The sequence below is a fragment of the Nonomuraea sp. NPDC050536 genome (assembly GCF_044457685.1).
Lineage (GTDB): Bacteria > Actinomycetota > Actinomycetes > Streptosporangiales > Streptosporangiaceae > Nonomuraea.
Genome location: NZ_JBITHD010000004.1, coordinates 450,975 through 470,505 on the forward strand (window position 1 = coordinate 450,975; position 19,531 = coordinate 470,505).

18 protein-coding genes are annotated in these 19,531 nt (G+C 67.3%); 6 read left to right on the forward strand and 12 right to left on the reverse strand.

What is annotated here, in order from left to right; translation table 11 throughout:
- Positions 1–159: 159 nt before the first annotated feature.
- From ACIBHX_RS15305 to ACIBHX_RS15315, 3 genes are all read right to left on the reverse strand, one after another.
- Positions 160–4,047 (reverse strand): hypothetical protein, encoded by a 3,888-nt coding sequence (locus tag ACIBHX_RS15305; RefSeq protein WP_397067684.1) that lies wholly within the window; start codon positions 4,045–4,047, stop codon positions 160–162.
- A 149-nt stretch (positions 4,048–4,196) separates the two neighbouring features.
- On the reverse strand, positions 4,197–5,240 hold the full coding sequence (locus ACIBHX_RS15310) for a hypothetical protein (RefSeq protein ID WP_397067685.1): 1,044 nt from the start codon (positions 5,238–5,240) through the stop codon (positions 4,197–4,199).
- A 22-nt stretch (positions 5,241–5,262) separates the two neighbouring features.
- Positions 5,263–5,865 carry an RICIN domain-containing protein gene (locus ACIBHX_RS15315; RefSeq protein ID WP_397067686.1) on the reverse strand — a complete coding sequence of 201 codons (603 nt, stop codon included), beginning with the start codon at positions 5,863–5,865 and terminating at the stop codon, positions 5,263–5,265.
- A gap of 162 nt (positions 5,866–6,027) precedes the next feature.
- Between ACIBHX_RS15315 and ACIBHX_RS15320 the strand changes: the two genes are divergently transcribed.
- Positions 6,028–9,867, forward strand: a complete 3,840-nt coding sequence (locus ACIBHX_RS15320) for a helix-turn-helix domain-containing protein (RefSeq protein WP_397067687.1) — start codon at positions 6,028–6,030, stop codon at positions 9,865–9,867.
- 151 nt (positions 9,868–10,018) lie between these two features.
- Entirely contained in the window at positions 10,019–10,426 is a 408-nt protein-coding gene (locus ACIBHX_RS15325) for a PucR family transcriptional regulator (protein WP_397067688.1), read from the forward strand.
- Here ACIBHX_RS15325 and ACIBHX_RS15330 read toward each other — a convergent pair.
- On the reverse strand, positions 10,397–10,984 hold the full coding sequence (locus ACIBHX_RS15330; RefSeq protein ID WP_397067689.1) for an isochorismatase family protein: 588 nt from the start codon (positions 10,982–10,984) through the stop codon (positions 10,397–10,399). The two genes, ACIBHX_RS15325 and ACIBHX_RS15330, sit on opposite strands and share 30 nt — an antisense overlap.
- A gap of 216 nt (positions 10,985–11,200) precedes the next feature.
- On the opposite strand from ACIBHX_RS15330, the gene ACIBHX_RS15335 reads away from it, so the two are divergent.
- Positions 11,201–11,503 carry an ATP-binding cassette domain-containing protein gene (locus ACIBHX_RS15335; RefSeq protein ID WP_397067690.1) on the forward strand — a complete coding sequence of 101 codons (303 nt, stop codon included), beginning with the start codon at positions 11,201–11,203 and terminating at the stop codon, positions 11,501–11,503.
- Here ACIBHX_RS15335 and ACIBHX_RS15340 read toward each other — a convergent pair.
- The 4 genes from ACIBHX_RS15340 to ACIBHX_RS15355 all read right to left on the reverse strand — a co-directional run bounded on the left by ACIBHX_RS15340 (position 11,487) and on the right by ACIBHX_RS15355 (position 14,920).
- Positions 11,487–12,368, reverse strand: coding sequence for a GNAT family N-acetyltransferase (locus tag ACIBHX_RS15340; protein WP_397067823.1), 882 nt, complete (start codon positions 12,366–12,368; stop codon positions 11,487–11,489). The genes ACIBHX_RS15335 and ACIBHX_RS15340 overlap by 17 nt on opposite strands.
- Positions 12,268–13,287, reverse strand: a complete 1,020-nt coding sequence (locus ACIBHX_RS15345) for a dipeptidase (protein ID WP_397067691.1) — start codon at positions 13,285–13,287, stop codon at positions 12,268–12,270. The genes ACIBHX_RS15340 and ACIBHX_RS15345 overlap by 101 nt, the downstream gene beginning before the upstream one ends.
- Before the next feature lie 251 nt (positions 13,288–13,538).
- Positions 13,539–14,528 carry a Leu/Phe/Val dehydrogenase gene (locus tag ACIBHX_RS15350; protein WP_397067692.1) on the reverse strand — a complete coding sequence of 330 codons (990 nt, stop codon included), beginning with the start codon at positions 14,526–14,528 and terminating at the stop codon, positions 13,539–13,541.
- Positions 14,529–14,569: 41 nt separating this feature from the next.
- Positions 14,570–14,920 (reverse strand): nuclear transport factor 2 family protein, encoded by a 351-nt coding sequence (locus tag ACIBHX_RS15355; RefSeq protein ID WP_397067693.1) that lies wholly within the window; start codon positions 14,918–14,920, stop codon positions 14,570–14,572.
- Positions 14,921–14,971: 51 nt separating this feature from the next.
- Here ACIBHX_RS15355 and ACIBHX_RS15360 point away from each other — a divergent pair, with 51 nt between their 5' ends.
- Positions 14,972–15,268 carry a hypothetical protein gene (locus ACIBHX_RS15360; protein ID WP_397067694.1) on the forward strand — a complete coding sequence of 99 codons (297 nt, stop codon included), beginning with the start codon at positions 14,972–14,974 and terminating at the stop codon, positions 15,266–15,268.
- Here the strand turns inward: ACIBHX_RS15360 and infA are convergent.
- The 3 genes from infA to ACIBHX_RS15375 form a co-directional block, all read right to left on the reverse strand.
- Complete coding sequence (infA, locus tag ACIBHX_RS15365; protein ID WP_397067695.1) at positions 15,256–15,480, reverse strand: translation initiation factor IF-1; 225 nt, start codon at positions 15,478–15,480, stop codon at positions 15,256–15,258. The two genes, ACIBHX_RS15360 and infA, sit on opposite strands and share 13 nt — an antisense overlap.
- A 67-nt stretch (positions 15,481–15,547) precedes the next feature.
- A complete protein-coding gene (locus ACIBHX_RS15370; protein ID WP_397067696.1) occupies positions 15,548–16,300 on the reverse strand; it encodes a GNAT family N-acetyltransferase in 753 nt (250 codons plus the stop codon).
- Positions 16,301–16,823: 523 nt separating this feature from the next.
- Positions 16,824–17,675 (reverse strand): LysR family transcriptional regulator, encoded by an 852-nt coding sequence (locus ACIBHX_RS15375; RefSeq protein ID WP_397067697.1) that lies wholly within the window; start codon positions 17,673–17,675, stop codon positions 16,824–16,826.
- A 75-nt stretch (positions 17,676–17,750) separates the two neighbouring features.
- Between ACIBHX_RS15375 and ACIBHX_RS15380 the strand changes: the two genes are divergently transcribed.
- Together ACIBHX_RS15380 and ACIBHX_RS15385 are read left to right on the forward strand one after the other, a co-directional pair.
- Positions 17,751–18,179, forward strand: coding sequence for an SRPBCC family protein (locus ACIBHX_RS15380; protein WP_397067698.1), 429 nt, complete (start codon positions 17,751–17,753; stop codon positions 18,177–18,179).
- 72 nt (positions 18,180–18,251) lie between these two features.
- Entirely contained in the window at positions 18,252–18,809 is a 558-nt protein-coding gene (locus ACIBHX_RS15385) for a permease (protein ID WP_397067699.1), read from the forward strand.
- A 273-nt stretch (positions 18,810–19,082) separates the two neighbouring features.
- On the opposite strand, the gene ACIBHX_RS15390 is transcribed toward ACIBHX_RS15385, so the two are convergent.
- Positions 19,083–19,463, reverse strand: a complete 381-nt coding sequence (locus ACIBHX_RS15390; protein ID WP_397067700.1) for a nuclear transport factor 2 family protein — start codon at positions 19,461–19,463, stop codon at positions 19,083–19,085.
- Positions 19,464–19,531 lie beyond the last annotated feature (68 nt).

The window sequence follows — 19,531 nt, forward strand, 5'->3', positions numbered from 1 at the left end:
TGCCCGGCCGCCGCCATTGCGGTTGTCGCTCCACTCTCCCTGTAGATATCTCCACCTCCAGCCCAAGCCGGGTCCGAGCGGCGTCGTCAGGGCGGCCCGGCCGGGCGGATGACGACGGGTGCCGCCGAGGGTTGAGCTCGGCGGCACCCGTCGCTTCAGCTACATGCCCATCTTCCGCAGAATCGCGTTTTCGGCGCCGGCATAGTTCGCGGCGCCCGGGATCTTCGGATGGAACGACTGCGACGAGATCGTCGGAGCTCCGGGAAAATCGGCCACGGGCGAGTCACCAGGAGTCTTGTCGAGCACGACTCCGTGAATGGTTTCCGGGTCTCCGCACACCCCCTGCCCGGCGAAGTTACCGCGAGGGTCGGCGAACCAGGTCGGCGCACCGGCGGTGGTGGCCTCGGCGGCGACCTGTTTCATCTCGTCGGCGAGAACGTCAGCTGTGTCGTTCAGCCAGGCCGCCTCCGGGACGGCGATTCCTGTGATGCATTGTCCTTGGCGTTCCAGCAGTTTCGGATACCCCATGAGCATGATCTTGGCGTTGGGGGCGAGCTCGTGGATCTTCAGTAGGACGGTCTTGATGGCCTTGTGCACGGGCCCCTTGATCCGTTGTGGTTCGGCGACGCTCAGCTCGTCCGAGTCTCCCGACAGCGTCGTGTCCTCACAGAGGAAGGGCGTGGCCTTGTAGATGCACTGTTTGACGATGTCGGAGAATCTGGCGTCGTTCCCTCCGATGGAGATGGTCACCAGCGTGGTGTTCTCGTTGAGATACCCCTGGGAGAGCTGGGGCAACTCGCTGTATTCCTTGTGTCCGCCGGGAACGTCATCGACGGTCGCCGGGAGAACGTTGGCGGTCACTGCTCCGGAGCAGGCGATGAGGTGGTAGTCCATCGCGGAGTCCCAGTGGTCGGCCCTGTCGCCTACGCTCGTCGAGCTGTCCTGGATCGTCGCCTGCCGAGACCAGGCGTACGGCGAGCGGTGGCAAGCGTCGCGCCACACCTTGTCGGTGCCGTCGACATCGCTCTCCTTGTAGTAGTCGCTGGGATTGCTCCGCTGCGAGGCCCCTTCGCCGGAGGAGTAGGAGTCGCCCAGCGCCACCACGATGTCCTTGGGCTTGGCGGACAGAGGCTGGACCGCGACGGAATCCCAGGCGAGGTCCTCCAGCCCGCTGCCATCGTCGGTTTCATTGCCCAGCGTGATTGCCGGGGCGCCAGCGAACTTGAACACGCCGAGCGATACCCACGCGTTGGCCTGTGTGCGCTGCGGCACCACCCGAAACGACTTCAGGGTGTCATTGAGTCTGTACGTGGCTTCGCGGGAATGGGCGGCGTGGTCGGGCGTGTGGATCAATACCCGTGCCCAGCCGTTGACGCTCCGGTTGAGAGTCCAGGTCCCCTTCATCGCGAACTCGTCGCCCGGTGTCCGTGAGTGGGCGAACCAGGTGTGTCCGCCGTTGCCGCCCCCGAGTTGATGTAGATCGATCTTGGCGGTGTAGGTGCTGGGGTTGTGGTGGTTCGGATCGAAGTCGAAGCTGAATGTCCCTGCGCTGGACACCGACTTACCGCATCGTGCGATGTAGGTGCCGCTCGGTACGTCGTCGATGACGAGTGCGCCGGAAGGCAGGCCTGCGCCCTGGTCGCACTGGGGCGGGTAATGGGTGCCGTCGGGTTGTTCCGGATAACTCGCGTCGAAGCGAATCAGCTCGTGACCGCAGCTGGAATCGCAGTCATTCTTCCAGGTCGACGACTGGTGGTAATAGCAGTGCAGGTCGTAAAGGCCGTTGTATTGGTGCGCACACGGTCCGGGCTTTTCGTTCTTGACGTCGGGATCGGTCGGTTGATACTTCTTGCCGGGCTCGCATTCGTTGGAGTTGTCGCAGAACTGGTTGATCGGCGGCGTCGCGCGTTTACGCTGATCATCGTTGTTCCACCAGGCCGGCCGGAAGCCGGGGCCGTCAGGAGTGTCGATCGACCAGGACGCGAACCCGATGACCTTCTCCGGATAGGTCCAGCGCTCCGGATGCGCCGCGTCGGACCACGAGTTGCCGTACAGGAAAGGCTCCCGATCCGGGTTGTAGCGTGGATTGGCCGGGTTGTTGAACCAGCCCAGGCCCCACGCACCGTGGTTGGCCGCCGCCTCCGATTGCGCGTGGAATCCACTGTTGTATGCCCAGGTCGCGTAATACCAGTTCTCGATTCTGCTGGGGTCGCCGTTGTTGGCTTTCATGATCGGATACAGCTCGTTCCACTTGTCCGACACCAGCTTCAGGCCGGCGGCGATGTTGGCCGCGTAGTCCAGGGCGATCGCCCGCTGCTGCGTCGGTGGGAGCGGCGTCTCGTGCTCCTTCGCATGGCCGGCCAGGCGCATGCCGTCGGTCATCTGCGAGATGCCGTAGCCGCAGTCGGAGTTGTCCCAGTGGATGGTCCAGTCGTTGATCTCGCCGGTGGTGCTGTCCGCCTTGAGCCCGTAGAAATTTCCGATCAGGGGGTTGCTGTATTCGCCCGACTTGCCGTAGCGGTCCGCCTGCCACAGGTTCGATTCCTGCGAGAGGATGCCGAGGAAGACCTGCGGCGGCACGTGGCCACCCCCGGCCAGTCCCGGACCTGGGGGGAACAAGCCCTGGGGTCTGTAGTCGGGAAGTCCGAATCCGCGATATCCGGCTGGGCGGAGGACGTTGAGATTTCCCAGCACCGCGAGGTCGACCGCCCACTCGACCTGACGTGGGGTCGGCTGGTATGCCTGTGCGTTCACGTCGTTGCGTGGTATCGAGCAGTACCTGTCCGTGTCGACGGGGTTGCTGGATGACGCGGTGGCGGATGGGTGTGCCTGATTCGGCCCCTGCAGCCGTACGGGCGCGCGGCCATCCGCGTACCGGCTGCTGGGCCGTTCACCGGGCTCGACGTTGAAGGCCACCGTCTTGCCCGTCTCCGGGATCAGCGCCTCCATCTGGACGGGCTCGGGGCGGTCGGGATCGACCGGGGCCCCGATTTCCCGGCTGACGGGATTCTTCGCGTCCACGCTGGTGAGCGTCGCCCGGCCCTGGGTCGAGACCTGTGCCCTCGCAGGCACGTTCAGCTGCTGTACCGACGACGGCAGAGCGGTGAGCGACGACGGGTTTCCGGTGATGAAGACCCTGCCATCCGTGCCAGGGGCCAGTCCGACGGCGCCGAGGGGGCCGTTCACGAGCGTCGTGGTCCGCGTTCCGACAGTCCGTAGAACCCGGACGTCCTTGTCCACGTGGTCCAGATACTCGACACCGCCTTCCGCGTCCACCCGCAGGTCGAAGGGGATGTTGGCGGTGTCCGCCAGCGGCGTCGTCCGGCCGTCCTGACCGAGCCGCACGAGCCGGGCGCCCTTGGCGGCCACGATCCCGTCATCGGTGGGGACCGCGGAGGTGACCTGCCCCTCGACCTTCAGCGCCTTACCGGGCTTGGCGGTCTCCGCGTCGACGCGGAAGAGCCGGGTCGCCCCGAGGTCCTCGTCGCCCTCCTGCGTGATGATGGCGGATTCCCCCGTCCCGCAGCCCGGGTTGAAGTACGAGAGGCTCGTGGTGATGGGCAGCTTCGTGACGGCTCCCGAACTCATGTCCACCACCGCCGTGAATGCTCCCCTGCGGGCGAGCTCGGGCTTGTTGGTGAACGACCGGGGGGCGTAGACCACGACGGCGCGCTGTCCTGAAGCCGTCAAACACGCGTTTCCGATCCACTGGTCGGTCTCCAGCCCGGGCTCTGCCAGGGTCGCGACCGTGCGCCAGGTGTAGCCGCTGGACGCGTCGGCCGCCAGCAGATGAAGGCCGGTGGCGTCACCGTTCGTGGTCCATGCGACGTCGCTGGACGATCGCCAGTCCTTCGGCAGCACCCCGTCCCGCTGTTGTGCGTCGACGGTGCTCCCAGCGGTTGAAGCAGTGGGCGCGGGCTGAGCGGATTGTGGCTGCGGGGACTGCGAGGGGTCGGTGGGCGATGCCGTGGCGATCGCCGGGGGTAAGGAAATCGAGGCGATCAGGCTCATTCCGACAAGCGGGATCCAGCGCCGATGCGCTTTCATCTCTGGTCTCTCCTTGCTCGGGGCATGCGAAAGCCACCCGTGACCGCGTGCCGAGCTCACCGTCGGTCACGGGAAGCTCGGCACGCCGGAAGGGAGCGCGTCGCGGATCGGGTGAGAAGGTAGGGCCGGCCGGGCCCTATGGGAGACGGTCAGCCTTTGGCGATGACGGACTTGGCGTTCGAGACCCACGTACCGAAGATCGACAGAGCCGTCGTGAGCTGCGACCGGTAAGTGCCGAGCAGCTGCTGCTGATAGGCGATCTCCAGCGCCTTGTACGTGCCGACGAGGTTGACCTCCTGCTGGCAGGCCGCATCGGCCGCCGCCGTGCTCTTCTCATCGGCGCTCGCCGGAGTGCCTGCCGTACGGGTCCCCCACCGCGGGTCGACCTGGGCACTGAGCGGATCGTCGTAATGCAGGCCGCGCCGCTCCATGCAGGAGCTCCAGGTCGCGAAGATCTTCATCATCCGTTGATCGCGCAGGGCTGCGAACTTCGCCTCTCCCGCGAGCAGTCGTGGGTCGACAGGAAGGTCCAGGGCATCGCCCCGCACGTCGCTGTCCCCCTTGGACTCACAACCGCCTTCAGGCACCGCGGCGCCCGCGGCCGTCCTGGACTCGGTGCCGAGGTAGGCGCGCAGGGCGTCCGGACTCGGGTCCGACTGCGAGGCGGACTTCTTGAGGCTCGCCTGGCCGGACTTGTTGATGAAGATCGATGGGTACCCGGATTGGGCGACATCCGACGGCGCGAGGTAGTCGAGCACATCGGAGTCCTTGTCGTCCGCGGGGCTGGCAACGCTCTCCGGTGTCCAGTGCGCGAATCCGAGTGACCTCATGCAGTCGCGGGCCTTCAGTCCGCCGGCGGTTTCGATGAGCTTGATGTCGCTCAGCGAAGTCATCACCGAATCCAGCGGCATGGGGAGCGGATTCCGGTCCGTGATCTTCGGGATCGGGCCGAGAGAAGGCTCGGAGGTTGGCGCCGGCTCCGGCGGTAGGTGATCGGCCGGGTCCGATGTCGAGTCGGGGGCGGGCGTCGGCCCGTTGGTGCTCTCGACGGGCGCAGGGGTGTTACCGGCCGCCGGCCCACCTGGGCCCCGGGCCGTGGCCATCGCCGTGGCGGCTCCGCCGGCGGCGAGAACCGCCGCGCTCAGGGCCACGACCACCGCTGCTCGTCTTTTGTGCGGGAATGCGCGTTCCATGGTCAAGCGGCTCCTCTGTTTTCTATTTCCACAAGCAGTAGCTCTGGGGTCCCGCGTCCGGCCAATAAGAGATGTCGCAGGGGCCGGATTTCTCGGAGAACAGGTACACGTTGTACCAGTCGGGGTGCTGGGGATGGATGGAAAGAATGTCGGTCCACTCGTTGCCACTGCACCCGGCCTTGTTGATGAGAGCCCATCCCTCATCGCTGGAAAGATGGTGTTCCCGCCACTGCTGGGTCGTGTACGCATAGTTTCCTGGGGACGTGGGCCACTGCGTCACCCCCTGGTTGCAGTCGGTGTAGGCGGTCAGCAGGAGCTTGCTGTTGTAATTGAACTCCGCGTAATACCCGCCCTTGGAGAGTTTCACGTCGTACCAGTACTGCGTCTTGCTGCCGTTTCCCGGCCACGCGCCGACGATGGCGCCTTTCTGCTTCGAGGACTTGTAGACCTCCAGATATCGCCCCATGCCGAGGTTCTTCCACTGGACTCTTCCGTCGGCGTGCGCGGTAAGCGCGGGAATCGCGGCGAAGGCCATGGTCGCTCCGACCGAAAGCAGCGCCGCCTTGCGTGCGAACCGCGCGGCCGTGGAGCCTGTCGCGAGCCTGGGCGGCTTGTCGCGTTTCATCTCTACCTCCCGTTCTCCGGTCCCGTCTGGACGGGCTCAGTCGGTTTCTACTGGTGGAGCGTTGTCCGGTGTCGGGGGGTAGACGCCGGACAACAGGATCCGGACAATGTGCCCCGGGGATTCGAAACGGGGGTTTCTGAGATGCCACGAGCCGAACGGCCGTTGGACGACGATGGCAGCGCGTTAACGCGTTTTGCCGCTGACCTGCGACTATTGCGAGCGGAAGCGGGAAGCCCGCCGTACCGCGAATTGGCCGGCCGGGCCCACTACTCGCCGACGACACTGGCCGATGCGGCCTCGGGCAGGAGACTGCCGAGCCTGGCCGTCGCGCTCGCCTATGTGCGGGCCTGCGGAGGTGATCCGTCGGAATGGGAGGTCCGATGGCAGCAGCTGGCCGCGGACCGCGCGAAAACCGATTCGGCCGACGCGTTTCCCGTTGCGCCTGACGACGGGGCGCGCGCCCCGTACGTGGGGCTGGCCGCATTCCAGCCCGAGGACGCGGAATGGTTCTTCGGCAGGGAACGACTCACCGAGGATCTGGTATCGCGGGTACGCGACAATCGCTTTGTCGCCGTTTTCGGTGCGTCCGGCTCCGGAAAGTCGTCATTGCTGAGGGCCGGGCTCCTGTCCGCGATTCACGGTACGAGGTCCGAAAGCGCCGCGTGGCCCACGCTGTTATTCACGCCCGGCCCACATCCGCTGGAAGAATGCGCCGCACGGCTGGCCGCCCTGAGCGGAGGATCGGCCAACGCCCTGCGGGACGAACTGGCGGACAATCCACGGGCTCTGCACCTCACCGCGTTGCAGATTCTGGCCGATCGGCCGGAAGGCAGCGAATTACTGGTGGTGGTGGACCAGTTCGAGGAGGTCTTCGCCCTCTGCCAGAGCACTCAGGAGCGCAGGTCGTTCATCGATGGGCTGGCCACGGCCGCCGGCGCCGCCAACAGCCGAACGCGCGTGGTCCTCGGTGTTCGAGCCGATTTCTTCGCACGGTGCGCGGAGCATCCCGCTCTGGTCGAGGCGCTGCGGGACACCCAATTGCTCGTCGGTTCGATGACCGCGGACGAACTACGTCGGGCGATCAGCAAGCCCGCGATCCGAGCCGGTTGCGTGATCGAGGGCGCGTTGCTCGCCCGTGTCGTCGCCGACGCCGTCGGGCAGGCGAACGTGCTCCCCCTGGTCTCGCATGCCCTGCGTGAGACGTGGCGGCGTCGCCGCGGCAACGCTCTGACCTTGTCCGGTTACGAGGCCGCGGGTGGCATCCAGCATGCGCTCGCCCAGACCGCCGAGGCCGTCTACGCCGGCCTCACCATCGAGCAGCAGAACCTGGCGCGAGGAGTCTTCCTGCGGCTCGTCGCCATCGGCGACGGCACGGGCGACACGAAACGGCGTGTTCTCCGCAGCGACCTCGACACTCATCCGGACACCGCCGAGGTGATGGATGCGCTGACCCGTGCCCATCTCGTCACCCTGGACACCGACACCGTCGAGATGACCCATGAGGCACTGCTGTACGCGTGGCCGCGCCTGCGTGAGTGGATCAATGTGGACCGCGCCGGGCTGCTGGTCCTCCAGCAACTGACGGTGGCGGCCTCGACCTGGGAACGCGAGCACCGCGACCACAGTCTCCTGTATCGCGGCGGTCGACTTGCCGTCGCGGCCGAGTGGGCCGAACGCCACCGCGGCGACGTCCTGCTCACCGAAGGCGTCGAAAAATTCCTCGTCGCGTCGGATCGGCAACAGAACCGTTCCGTCATGCTGCGCCGTGCGGCGGTCGGCGCGCTGGCCGTACTCACGCTGGTCGCCTTCACCGCTGCTGGCGTCGCCTTCCAGCAACGCTCCACGGCCCAAGCCGAGCGCGACAGAGCCATGTCCGAACAGGTGCTCACCGAAGCGGACCAGCTTCGTGACAGCGACCCGTCGCTCGCCGCCCAGCTCGAACTGGTGGCCTACCGGATCCGGCCGACGCGGGAGGCGTCGACCAGCTTGCTGGACACCCAGAACATCCCCCTGTCCAACCAGCTGACCGGGCACACCCAGGCGGTGTACGCGGTGGCGTTCAGTCCTGACGGCCGCACCCTGGCCACGGGCGCCCGTGACAACACGATCCGGTTGTGGGACATGTCCGATCCCACCCATCCCACCCCACTGGGCCCACCGCTGTCCGGGCACACCAGTTGGGTCTACTGGTTGCAGTTCAGTCCTGACGGCCGCACCCTGGCCAGCGCGAGCCGTGACCGTACTGCACGGCTGTGGGATGTCCGTGATCCCGCGCACCCGCGGCAGTGGGGGATGCCGTTGACCGGTCACACCGGCTACGTGTTCTCGGTGTCCTTCAGCGGTGACGGGCGCATCCTCGCCACCGCCAGCTTCGACCATACGGTGAGACTGTGGGATGTCTCCGATCCGGCCCGTCCGGTGCCTGTCGGGGGCCCTCTCAGAGGGCACACCGACTCCGTCGCCTCCGCGGCCTCGAGCCCCGACGGACGTACGGTGGCCAGCGCCGGACACGACCATACGATCCGTCTCTGGAACGTCACCGACCCCACGCACCCACGCGCGTGGGGACCGCCGCTGACCGGCCACACCGACGTCGTCTACGCCGTGGCCTTCAGCCCGGACAGCCGGACCATGGCCAGTGTGGGCAACGACCGTACGGTGCGGCTGTGGAACGTGTCCGATCCCGCCCACCCCACCGTGCTGGGACGGCCGCTGACCGGGCACACCGACACTCTCCTCGCGGTGGCCTTCAGTGCCGACGGCCGTACCTTGGCCACCGGCGGCGCCGACAACACCATCAGGCTGTGGGACGTCTCCGACCCCTCCCACCCGGCCGCTTTGGGCCCACCGCTGGTCGGCCACACCGGCTTCGTCAACTGGGTCGCCTTCAGACCGGACGGCCGCACGTTGGCCAGCGCCAGTGACGACCACACCGTCCGAGTGTGGAGCCTGCCCCGGGCCCCGCTGACCGGCCACACCGGCACGGTCGACACCGTGGCGTACAGTCCCGACGGGCGGACGCTGGCCAGCGCGGGAAAGGACCGCACTGTGAGGCTGTGGGACCTCCGCGACGCGGCGCATCCCGGCGCATGGGGGCCACCGCTTACCACAAGCGCCACGGTCAACAGGGTCGCCTACAGTCCCGACGGCCGGACTCTGGCCGCGGCCGGCGCTGACCGGGTCGTACGACTGTGGGACGTTCGCGAGCCCGCGCGACCGCAGACCCTCGCATCCCTCCCGATCGGAGATGCGAACTCTGCCGACGCCTTGGCGTTCGGCCCGACCGGGCTCATGGCCACGGACGGCGCCGCCCACACCATCAGGCTGTGGGACGTCCGCGACCCGGCGCATCCCGCCGCGTGGGGACGGCCGCTCACCGGGCAGATCAGCCCGCCGCACTGGGCAGGATTCAGCCCGGACGGGCACACGCTCGCCGGCTCGAGCGCCGATGACAAGGTGCGCTTGTGGGACGTAAGAGAACCGGGACACGAGCAACCGCTCGCGACGATCGTGACCGGCGACACCGGGGGTATCCTTTGGGGCGCGTTCAGCCCTGACGGACGCGTCCTGGCGACGGCCGGTGCCGGTCACACGATCCAGCTGTGGGACGTCCACGACCCCGCCCACCCGAGAGCGCTCGGACGGCCGCTGACAGGGCACACCAGCCTGGTTCGCTGGGCGGGCTTCAGCCCGGACGGACGGACGCTGGTCAGCGCCGGTGACGACGAGACCGTACGGATGTGGAACGTGTCCGACCCGGCACACGCCACCTCGCTGGGGAAACCGATGCACGCCGGTCACATCGGCCCGATCGAAGGTGCCGCGTTCCGCCCCGACGGGCGCACGCTCGCGAGTGCCGGCGCTGATCACATCGTCGAGTTGTCGGATTTGGACCTTGTTTCGGCCATCCGGCGAGTCTGCGCCACGACTGGCAGCACGCTCACCCCAGAGCAATGGCAGCAGTACATACCCGAACTCGCTTTCCACCCACCCTGCCGATGAGCGCCAGCTCCCGTTCGTGCGCCGACGCGAGGCGGTATGGCCAGTGGCCACCACCTGTTCTCGCGGCGGTGGCAGCGGCCGTCCACCGGCATCAGGCTCCTCTACCTGGAGTGACGAACCGGTCGGGTCTGTCGCGGAGGGACCGTCGGGGTTGGGCCGCTCGAGGACCAACGCCGACCACACGCTGAGAGTGCTCATGAGCGGCCAGGTCGCCCGGCGGGTGGCGTCGATCGCCGACGTGCTCCTGCGGGAGATGCGCGATCAGGCCGCGGCGAACGGTCACGAGCTGATCGATCCCATCGCACGGCTGGTGGCCTACGACGGCAGGCACAACGCCCACCTCGTCGAGACGTTGCGGGCCTGGCTGGACGCCTTCGGCGACGTGATCACGGCGTCGGCGAACGCGTACGTCCACCCCAACACCTTCCGTTACCGGGTCCGGCGGGTGGCCGAGGTGGCGGGGATCGATCTGCAGGATCCCTCGATCCGCTTCGCCGCGATGTTGCAACTGCGCCTCATGGACCTACCGCTAGAGGACGAGCCCCACAGGACGGGCTAGGTCGCGGTGCGCGTCGTGGAAGGCGTTGGCCGCCTCGACCGTGCGGATCCAGTCGTAGAAGACCTCCTTGACCGTGAGCGTCTCGATGCCCTGGGCGTCGAGGCGCCGCAGCCCGGCCTCGTGCGCGGCGCCGGGCGAGAAGGTGGCGTCGTGCACGACGGCCACGCGCTTGCCCGCCCCCGTGAGCTGGATCGCGGAGTGCGCGACGCGGATGTCGGTCTCCAGGCCGACCAGCACCATCGAGCCACGGCCCGTAGCCTCGATCGCGGCGGCGATGTCGGGGTTGTCCCACACGGCGAAGGCGTTCTTCGGCAGCGTCACCGCGCCCGGCGGGAGCTCCTTGCCGATCACCTCGAAGGTGTGCTTGTTCCAGTCCGGGTCCTCCTCGGTCACCACGACCGGGACGTCCAGCCTGGCGGCCACGGCGGTGAGCCAGGCGATCCGCTCGGCCACGCGCTGGAGCTGGAGTCGGTCGACGTCCAGGCGTTTGGGGCCATAGAACTCGGTTTGGACGTCGATGATGACGAGGGCGCAGTCGTCACGTTCAAGCAGCGGCATCCTGGCACCCTACGTGCGGGTGCCAGGTCCGAGTTGGTGTGTGGGTACAAAACCAGGGGGCGTCGATTTGTGGCCCATGCCAAGAGGATCAAACTCCCACGTCAATAGGGTTACCGACGGTGAACATCGACCGCTTTGCGGCCCTGGCGGCCCAGTTCGAGGTCCCCGGCGCCGGATACTCCTACTCCAAACTCCGGCGACGCGATCGGCGAAGGGGTGGGCAAGCGTGATCGGGCGGAGATCGAACGCCTCCTCGGCCTGGTCTCATTGCCCGCTGCGACGGCGGCCAGGTACCCGCGCGAGCTGTCCGGCGGGCAGCGTCGGCGGGTCGCCATCGCCCGCGCGCTGGCCGCCAAGCCCGACCTGCTCATCGCCGACGAGATCACCTCCGCACTGGACGTGTCGGTGCAGGGCGCGGTGCTCAACCTGATCAGGGAGTTGCGTGCCGAGCTGGGCCTTTCCCTGCTGTTTCCGGGTTCCCCGGGGGCCCTTCCGGTGACCTTCAAGAAGGCCTCGTAACCACATAACTGGATTTGTCGTGAAATCCGGTGACCCGAGCGCCCTCGAGCAACAGGCCACCGAGTACCTCGCGCAGCGCGAGCCGCCAAGCCTGGGCCGCGCCGGGATCGGTGTGACGTAGCGCCTCGATGTCGGGAGGGGTCTCGACGAGCAGGGTCTTGGCGTCCATCGTGCCGATGACGGGCCTGCCGTCCCGCTCGCAGAGCGCGACCCGGGCGTCCTCCGGGACCCGCGCACCGACGCGCGTCTCGGTCAGGTGCCAGCCGACCAGAACGCGATCCGTGTCGTCGCCGCCGTTGATCTCGTCGTGGATGGACCCGTAGAAGCGCGGCAGGTACTCCTCAGGCAGCCCGCCCAGCTTGGCCAGATTGAAGTAGGCGTTACGGCGGATCAGCGGATCGAAGGTCCACGTGATGCGTTCCAGCCCGCGGGCCAGCGCCCACTCACGCTGATGCAGCTTCAGCAGGTACCCGGCCCCGTACCCGGGCAGCGCGCCGGTGACGTGTGAGTGCAGCGAGGTGCCGACGGGCGCGGAGAAGAAACCGACTGCCGCACCGACGAGTCGCCCGTCCCGGTAAGCGCCGGTCACGTAGTTGCCCGCATGGGTCAGCGCGCGCATCTGCTCGACGGTGACCGGCTCGTTCCCCGGTGTCGACCCCCAGATCTCGGTGAACAGCGCCAGGACGGCGTTGAACTCGTCGAGGTCATGCAGCTCTCTGATCGCCACGTCGCTCATCGCGCCACCGGCCCGCGGACGAGCTTGCTCACAACGCCGCCCGGAACAGCCGTAGAACGTTTCCGCCCAGGATCGCCTCGATGTCCTTGTCCTCGAGGCCGCGCCGTACCATCGCCGCCGTGAGAGCAGGCAGCTCGGCCGGCCCGTCAAGGCCGGGCAGGCTCGCGTCGTTGGCGACGCCCGTGTAGTCCACCTCGTCGCAGCACGCCGGCACGACGTCGGCGAGCACCTCACGCAGGAAGTCGGGACCGATCCCCACATGCTCGATGCCGGCGACCGACACGACGTGCTCGATGTGGTCGACGAGCCGGTCGATCGTCTGCCGCTCACGCTCGGTGTCGAGGAAGTCGGGCACGAAGTTCACGCACACGACTCCACCTGTGGCCGCGACCCCCCGGATCTGGTCGTCGGTCAGGTTGCGGTGGTGGTCGCACAACGCACGCGCCGAGGAGTGCGAGGCGATGACGGGCCGGGTCGCCAGCTCCAGCACGTGAGCCACACCGGACGCGCCGAGGTGGGAGATGTCGAAGACGATACCGAGCCGTTCCAGCTCCCGGAGGGCCTCGACGCCCGCGCTGGTCAGCCTGCTTCCGGTCGCGTCCTCGCCGCTGCCGTCGGCGAGCGCCGAGCGGCCCCAGTGCGCGATCGACGCGACCCGCACACCCAGCCGGTGCAGCGTTCTGAACAGCTCCACGTCCGCATCCACGCCGGGCGCGCTCTCCAGCGCGAGCACCAGGGCGATCTTGTCCTGCTCCAGCGCCTCGTCGATCTCTTCTCCGGTACGGCACAGCCGTACGGCATCCGCGTTGCCCTCCGCGATCGTGTGCGCGCATTCGACCATGCGCAGCGTACGGCGGAGCGCGCCCTCCGGCCGGAACTGATCGTCGACGAAGACCGGCAGGACCTGGAGGTCGACCCCGCCCTCGCGCAGCTGCGGCAGCCAGCGCTCCCTGAAGAAGTCCGCCCACCGGGCAGGTGGGCGCTCGACGACCGCCATCAGCAGGTCGTTGTGCGTGTCCGCGACGACTGCGCGGTCATGAAGGGACATATCGGTGACGTTATGGCAGGTCGAACGTGCCACGATTGTGCGTGCGGGACAAAGCTTGGCCGCCTTTCCGTATCAGCGCACCAACCCGTCAGGGGCCGTCGAGGCCGGCACCGCTTCCACCAGGCTCTCCCTCGAATCGATCCACGTGCATCGGCAGGCTAGGTGACTTCAACGAGCCGTAGTCCGGATGCCGATACGAAAAAGCCGGTGTCGTTGGTATGGGCATCCGAAGGCGTGGGTGCGTCTGCCGCTCAATCGGCACTGTGGATCGCTTCGATGCGTTCTTCCGCCATGCGATCGGCCACGACCTCCGGTGGAAGATCCTCCTCTCCGGAGCGCCGCCACACGGTCGCCAGCGTGTCACCGATCGTCATGACCCGGCGATCGGTCGTGGGCGCGTCGTGGCCCAGCATCTCCTCGGCCAGGAATATGATCCCGCCGGCGTTGGCCGCGTAATCGGGCGCGTAGAGCACTCCTCTGCGATGCAGCTCAGCCCCGTGCTCGGGTACGGCGAGCACGTTGTTCGCGGCGCCGGCGACGATCGCGGCATCCAGCACCTTGAGGCTGTCGTCGTTGATCGCGTCGCCCAGAGCGCAGGGTGCGAAGACGTCACAGGGCACGCTCACGATGGCGTCCGGCTCGACGACAGCCGCCCCGAGCTCGTTGGCCACCTGCTTGGCGAGAGCCATGCGCACATCGGTGATCACGAGCTCCGCACCATCCCGGACGAGCATGCGAGCCAACGCCGCACCCACGTGACCGACGCCCTGCACGGCGATCCGCATGCCCGCCAGATCGGGCGTGCCGTGCAGGTGGCGGATCGCGGCGACGATGGCCGCATAGACCCCCAGCGCGGTCCGCGGTGACGGATCCTCGCCGACGCAGGAGACCCGCTCGGCTTCCAGCCCTATCACCCGAAGGTCATCCTGCGTCGTCCCGCTGTCGATGCCGGGGATGTAGCGACCGCCGAGGGTCTGGATGAACCTGCCCATCGTGCGCAGCAACGCCTCGGATTTGTCCCGGCCGGGGTCCCCGATGATCACGCTCTTCCCGCCGCCGAGGTTCAGGCCCGCGAGCGAAGCCTTGTACGTCATGCCTTTCGCCAGGCGCAGCGCGTCCCGAATGGCCTCGTCGTCGGTGGCGTACGGCACCATGCGGACCCCGCCGAGAGCGGGACCGAGCGTGGTGTCGTGAATGGCGATGACGGCCTTGAGACCTGTCGCCTTGTCGTGGCACAGCATGACCTGCTCGTGGCCGTCGGTGGTGATGAGATCGAACACGCTCAAACTCCCGGCGCGAAGAAGTAGGTGACACGCTCCCGGATGAGGCCGCGGTCGAAGGTCATGAAGTCCGCCCATCCGATGGAGAGGGCGCGACCGTCTCTGGCGGTTCCGGTGAAGCGGCCGCGCACCGCGACCTCGCCGTGGTCGCAGACGATGGTGTCGATGTGATGCTTGCCGTGCTCGATGATTCGGACGTTCTCATAGAAGTCGCGTAAAGCTTCAGACCCCTTGATGGCGGGGTAGCCACCGCGCCGATAGACGACGTCAGGGTGGAACATCGCCAGCAGGCGTTTGTTGTCACCGGCGTCTACGGCGTCGTAGTACGCGAGAGCGATGTCACGCAATGCCATGACCGAAAGTCTCGGGAATGCACGGCGGACGGAATAGGTATCCCCAGACGAATGGATCTCCTGGAATTCGTTCGCGCGTACGCATCAACGCGCTGGAAGCGCGTGGTCGGCGCCTCTTTCGGGCGCGGGGCAGCGTCCGCGCTGTCGCGGCTTGCCCTCGGCCGTGAGACGCTTGGCGGGACTTCAGCTGCGTGGATCCATCATCTGGATGCGCAGGCGGTACCGGCGCCCGACTTTGTGGCCGGGCGCCGATATCTGTCAGGTCAGGCCGAAGGATCTGGTCTTGATTCCTCCATCACCCACCGCTTTCCTCTTTCCGCGCGTCCCGCCCGCCGCTACGCCCTGTAACGGAAGAGGATCCGGCCACGGGTGAGGTCGTACGGGCTGAGCTCCACGAGCACCCGGTCAAACGGCAAGATCTTGATGTGGTTCTTTCGTATCTTCCCGCTGATGTGTGCGAGCAGCTTGTGCCCATTCTGGAGCTCCACCTTGAAGGTGGCGTTGCGTAGGCACTCGACGACGGTGCCCTCCACTTCGATGCCCCCTGCTGTTCTTGCCATGTTCTCTCGCTTCTTCGGTCGGTGACCGTTCGGGGTCGGTCCAGTCGCGTGGTGATGTGGTGAGGCGTCAGCGGCGCACCAACTCCAGGTTGCTGCTCGCGCGCTGGGCGCCGGCGCCCTCGAACAGCGCCATGGCTGCTCTGTTGGATTCGTTCACTTCTGCCGATGCCGTTCCGATCCCGGAGCGGTGCAGCGAACCCAGCACGTGGGCCAGCAGCGCCCGGGCGATGCCGCGGCGGTGCCGGCCGGCCCGGACCGCGATCAGCCCGATCCGCGGCTGCCGGGCCACCGGCGCCAACCGGAGCAGTCCCACGTATTGATCGGACAGTGCTGCCACCGCATACTTCGACGGGTCCAGCACGGTAATCCCGTCCGGGAGGGGCAACACCTCAGCCGGCATCGACTGCCATCCGACGGTGGCCTCGACTTCGTCGCGAATCGCGCGGTCCAAAGTGCGCAGAGGGCCTTCGTTTGCCTCACCGGCGGGCACTATCGTCACGCCCGACGGCGGTTGTACTGAGTTGAGCCCCGTGACCCGCGGGTCGGTGGGCACGAGGTACTCCCACTCGCGGCGCCGGATCGTGAAGCCGGCTCGCTCCCAACTGGACGTCAAGTCGAGGTCGGTCTCGTCGACCAGCGTGTACAGCGGCGTCGGCAGGTCCGCCAGCATCGCATCGGCGAGTCGGTCGAAGACCGCGCCGTGCCACGAGTCGATGCTGACGAAGATCCGCCCGTCGGGCCTGCGCGAAGCGTCGCCACGACCGACCACCCGGCCGTCGTCCACAGCGTTCCATTGCCGGTCCGCGACCCGCGTGATCACTACCGAGTGCTCGCCCGCACTCGAAGGTACATGCACAGAGTTCATAGGTTGTCGCCTTTCGGGAGTGCCTTGTTCAGGCGCTCCCGGCGACACCTACGTCAATCGCCCACCGTGACGGCAGAGTGGGAGCACCCACATGGATACAGCGTTCATGGGGTCTCACCTCCTTGCGTCCAGTCACGGTGTCCCGCACGCTAGCAGCCACGGGTCATCCCCACCAACACCTTTTCCCGCGGATGCCCCTCAACCCCTGTCGAAGATCACGATCTTCCCCAGCTACCGTCGCGCAATTCGTGCGAGCCGTGAAGTGACCGCGTCTGATCTGTGCGTTCGCTGGACACTGGGTGCCGAAAATTGCACTGTCTGCTCTGGACCACGTATTTCTATCGATGTGTGATTGCTCGACCAAGGGCAACCACTCCCCTAGACTTCGCAGCTCGAAGCGATGAACGGGATATTGGCGCCCCACAGGAAAGGATGCGGGGATGCCTGTGGGTGCCAAGAACTCGGCCGCCCCATAAACTCAGGCGTATTGAGTGAAGGCCCTGATTCGGGCGGTTTCCGCCGCGGCGCGCCAGGTCAGCCCCCAGTCCAACGGCGGTCCGTCGGAGATCGGGACCAGGGCGACATCTGGACGTGCGTAGAACTGACCGGTGAACTCGCCCAGCGGGAAGACTCCCCGGTCTCCGGCCACCATGGTGAGGATCTCCTGGTAGGTGTTGGCCACCGGGCCACGGCGCAGGTGCGCCGGGATCCGCGAAGCGACCCAGTAGTCCGGCAGGGTGTGCGGCAGGTCGATGACCGTTTGGCCGGCCAGGTCCGCCATGACCAGCGATGACTGGCGGGCGAACGGGTGGCCTGACGGCACCGCCAGCACGCGCCCCTCCGACAGCAGCACCGGGCCGCTGCGCAGGTCCGGCTCGCGCACCGGGAACATGGTGAGCAGCACGTCGAACACGTCGTCCCGCAGCCCTTCGAACCCGTCGCCGATCTGGGTCTCCCGGAAGCGGACCTCGCATTCGGGAAAGTCCCGCCCGAACCTCTCGGCGATCCGCAGCAGGTTCTGCCCGGCCGCCGCGCACAGGAACCCGGCCCGCAGCACGTCGGTGAACCCCCGCCCCGCCGCCATCGCCCGCTTGACCGCCCCCCGGATCTGCTCGAAGCCGGGCGCGAGATCGTCGCGGAAGGTCTGCCCGATCGGCGTCAGCCGTACCGCGCGGCTCGTCCGGTCGAACAGGGGCGCGCCGATCCGACGCTCCAGCTTGCTGATCGTCTGGCTGACCCGGGCCTTGGACAAGCCGAGCCGTTCGGCCGCCCGCCCGAAGTGCAGTTCCTCGGCGAGCGTCAGAAAGGCCTCGATCTCGTATCTCTCCATCGTTCGGCGTAGCTTAACGGTCGTTGCCCGAATCGGCGTTGTTCGAGGTGCCCGGTTTCCACCACGGTTGGCGACATGCGTTCGATTTCGGAATCTGTCGAGATCACCGCCTCGCCGGAGGTGGTCTGGCAGATCCTTACCGATGTGAAGTCCTATTCCGACTGGAACCCGTTCATCAAGCAGGCTTCCGGGGAGATCACAGTCGGGGCCACCCTGGTCCTGCGCATGTTCCCCGGCGGTGACGGCAAGCCCACCACCTTCCGCCCGCGCGTGCTGATCGCCGATCCCCCCAGAACCTTGTGCTGGCGCGGCAGCCTGGGCATTCCCGGCATTTTCGACGGCGAGCACCGGTTCGTGCTGCACCGGACCGCAAGTGGCACCAACCTGATCCAGAGCGAGAAGTTCACCGGACTGCTGACGCCCTTCCTCGGCGGGGCGGTCGCCCGGACCGCCGACGACTTCCGCGCCCTCAACCAAGCACTCAAGCACAGGGCCGAGGCCTGAGATGGCGTTCGTTGTCGGCATCCTCCTGTTCTGCGTCGTCATCGGCGTACTCGACGCGCGAAGCGAGGGCAAATGATCACCGGTCACTTCGGGCTCGCCGCGGTGGTCAAGTCCACGCAGCGGTCGGTGCCCCTCTGGGCGCTGATGCTCGCCGCCGTCTGGCTGGACGTCCTGTTCATCCCCCTGCTGCTCGCGGGCGTCGAGCACATCGACCCGGTCTCCGGCACTCACGCCGGATACGGCGAGGGCATCATCCACGCCGACTACACCCATTCCCTAGTGGGTTCGCTGGTCATCTCGGGGGTCACCGGCTGGGTCGCGGCGCGGCGCTGGGGGCGCAGGGGCGGGGTCGTCATCGGCGCCGTCGTGTTCTCGCACTGGGTCCTCGACCTGATCGTCCACCGCACCGACCTCGCCCTCATCCCTGGTACGGGACCCAGGCTCGGGCTGGGGCTCTGGCGCCATCCCGGCGCCACCGCCGCCGCCGAGGCCGCCCTGGTGCTGGCGGGCGCGCTGCTCTACTGGCGCTCCTCGGTCCAAGGGGGTATGCCCAAGGGCCGGGCCACGCTGATCTCCCTGCTCCTCGTGGCGGCCGGATCGATCACCCTGGTCACCGACATCCTGTCCTAGTCGCCAGGGCCCCCCGTCCAGATTTGTCGCCACCAGGGGTTGGAGGCGGAGGAGGTGTTGATCAGGTAGGCGCGGGATCATCCGGGAGCCGCCGAGGCCGGAGCTGGGTGACCCACTGCCCGGTGGGGTGTGCCGTGACACCGAGAACCTCGTCGGCCGTCCTTGGGCTTGGGCTTGGGAAATCCTCAGGGTGAGCCCAAGGTGGCCGGACGCCTCGCGGATGAACGGATTCCAGGCGGATCAGACCTCCTTGGCCGTGGAGATCCCGTCGGCTCAGAACATTCCGTGGGGAACCTGGGCGGGTTCCGGCACTGGCTGGACCGCATCCCAGTGCTCGACGATCTGGCCGTCGGTCAGGCGCCAGATGTCGACGACGGCGACGCCGCGCGGGTCGTCGGGTGTGGTCATGTGGTAGTGCATCGCCACGTGATCGTCGTCGGCGATGACCCGTTTGAGGTCCAGCCGGGCGCGGGCCACGGGAGCCTGGGCGATGAACGCGATGAACGCCTCCCGCCCGGAGGGGTTTCCCGGGCTGTGCTCGATGAAGTCTTCGTGCAGGAGCGTGCGGAGCACGTCGATGTTCCCCGCCGCGAACTGGGTGAAGCCGTCGACAACCAGGTGCTTGTTGCGTGCGGCTTTGCTGGTCTCGTTCATGCGGGCCACCGTTCCAGCCGCTGCCCGGCCCTGTCGATTACATGGCATGTAATCGTGGTCATCGACGA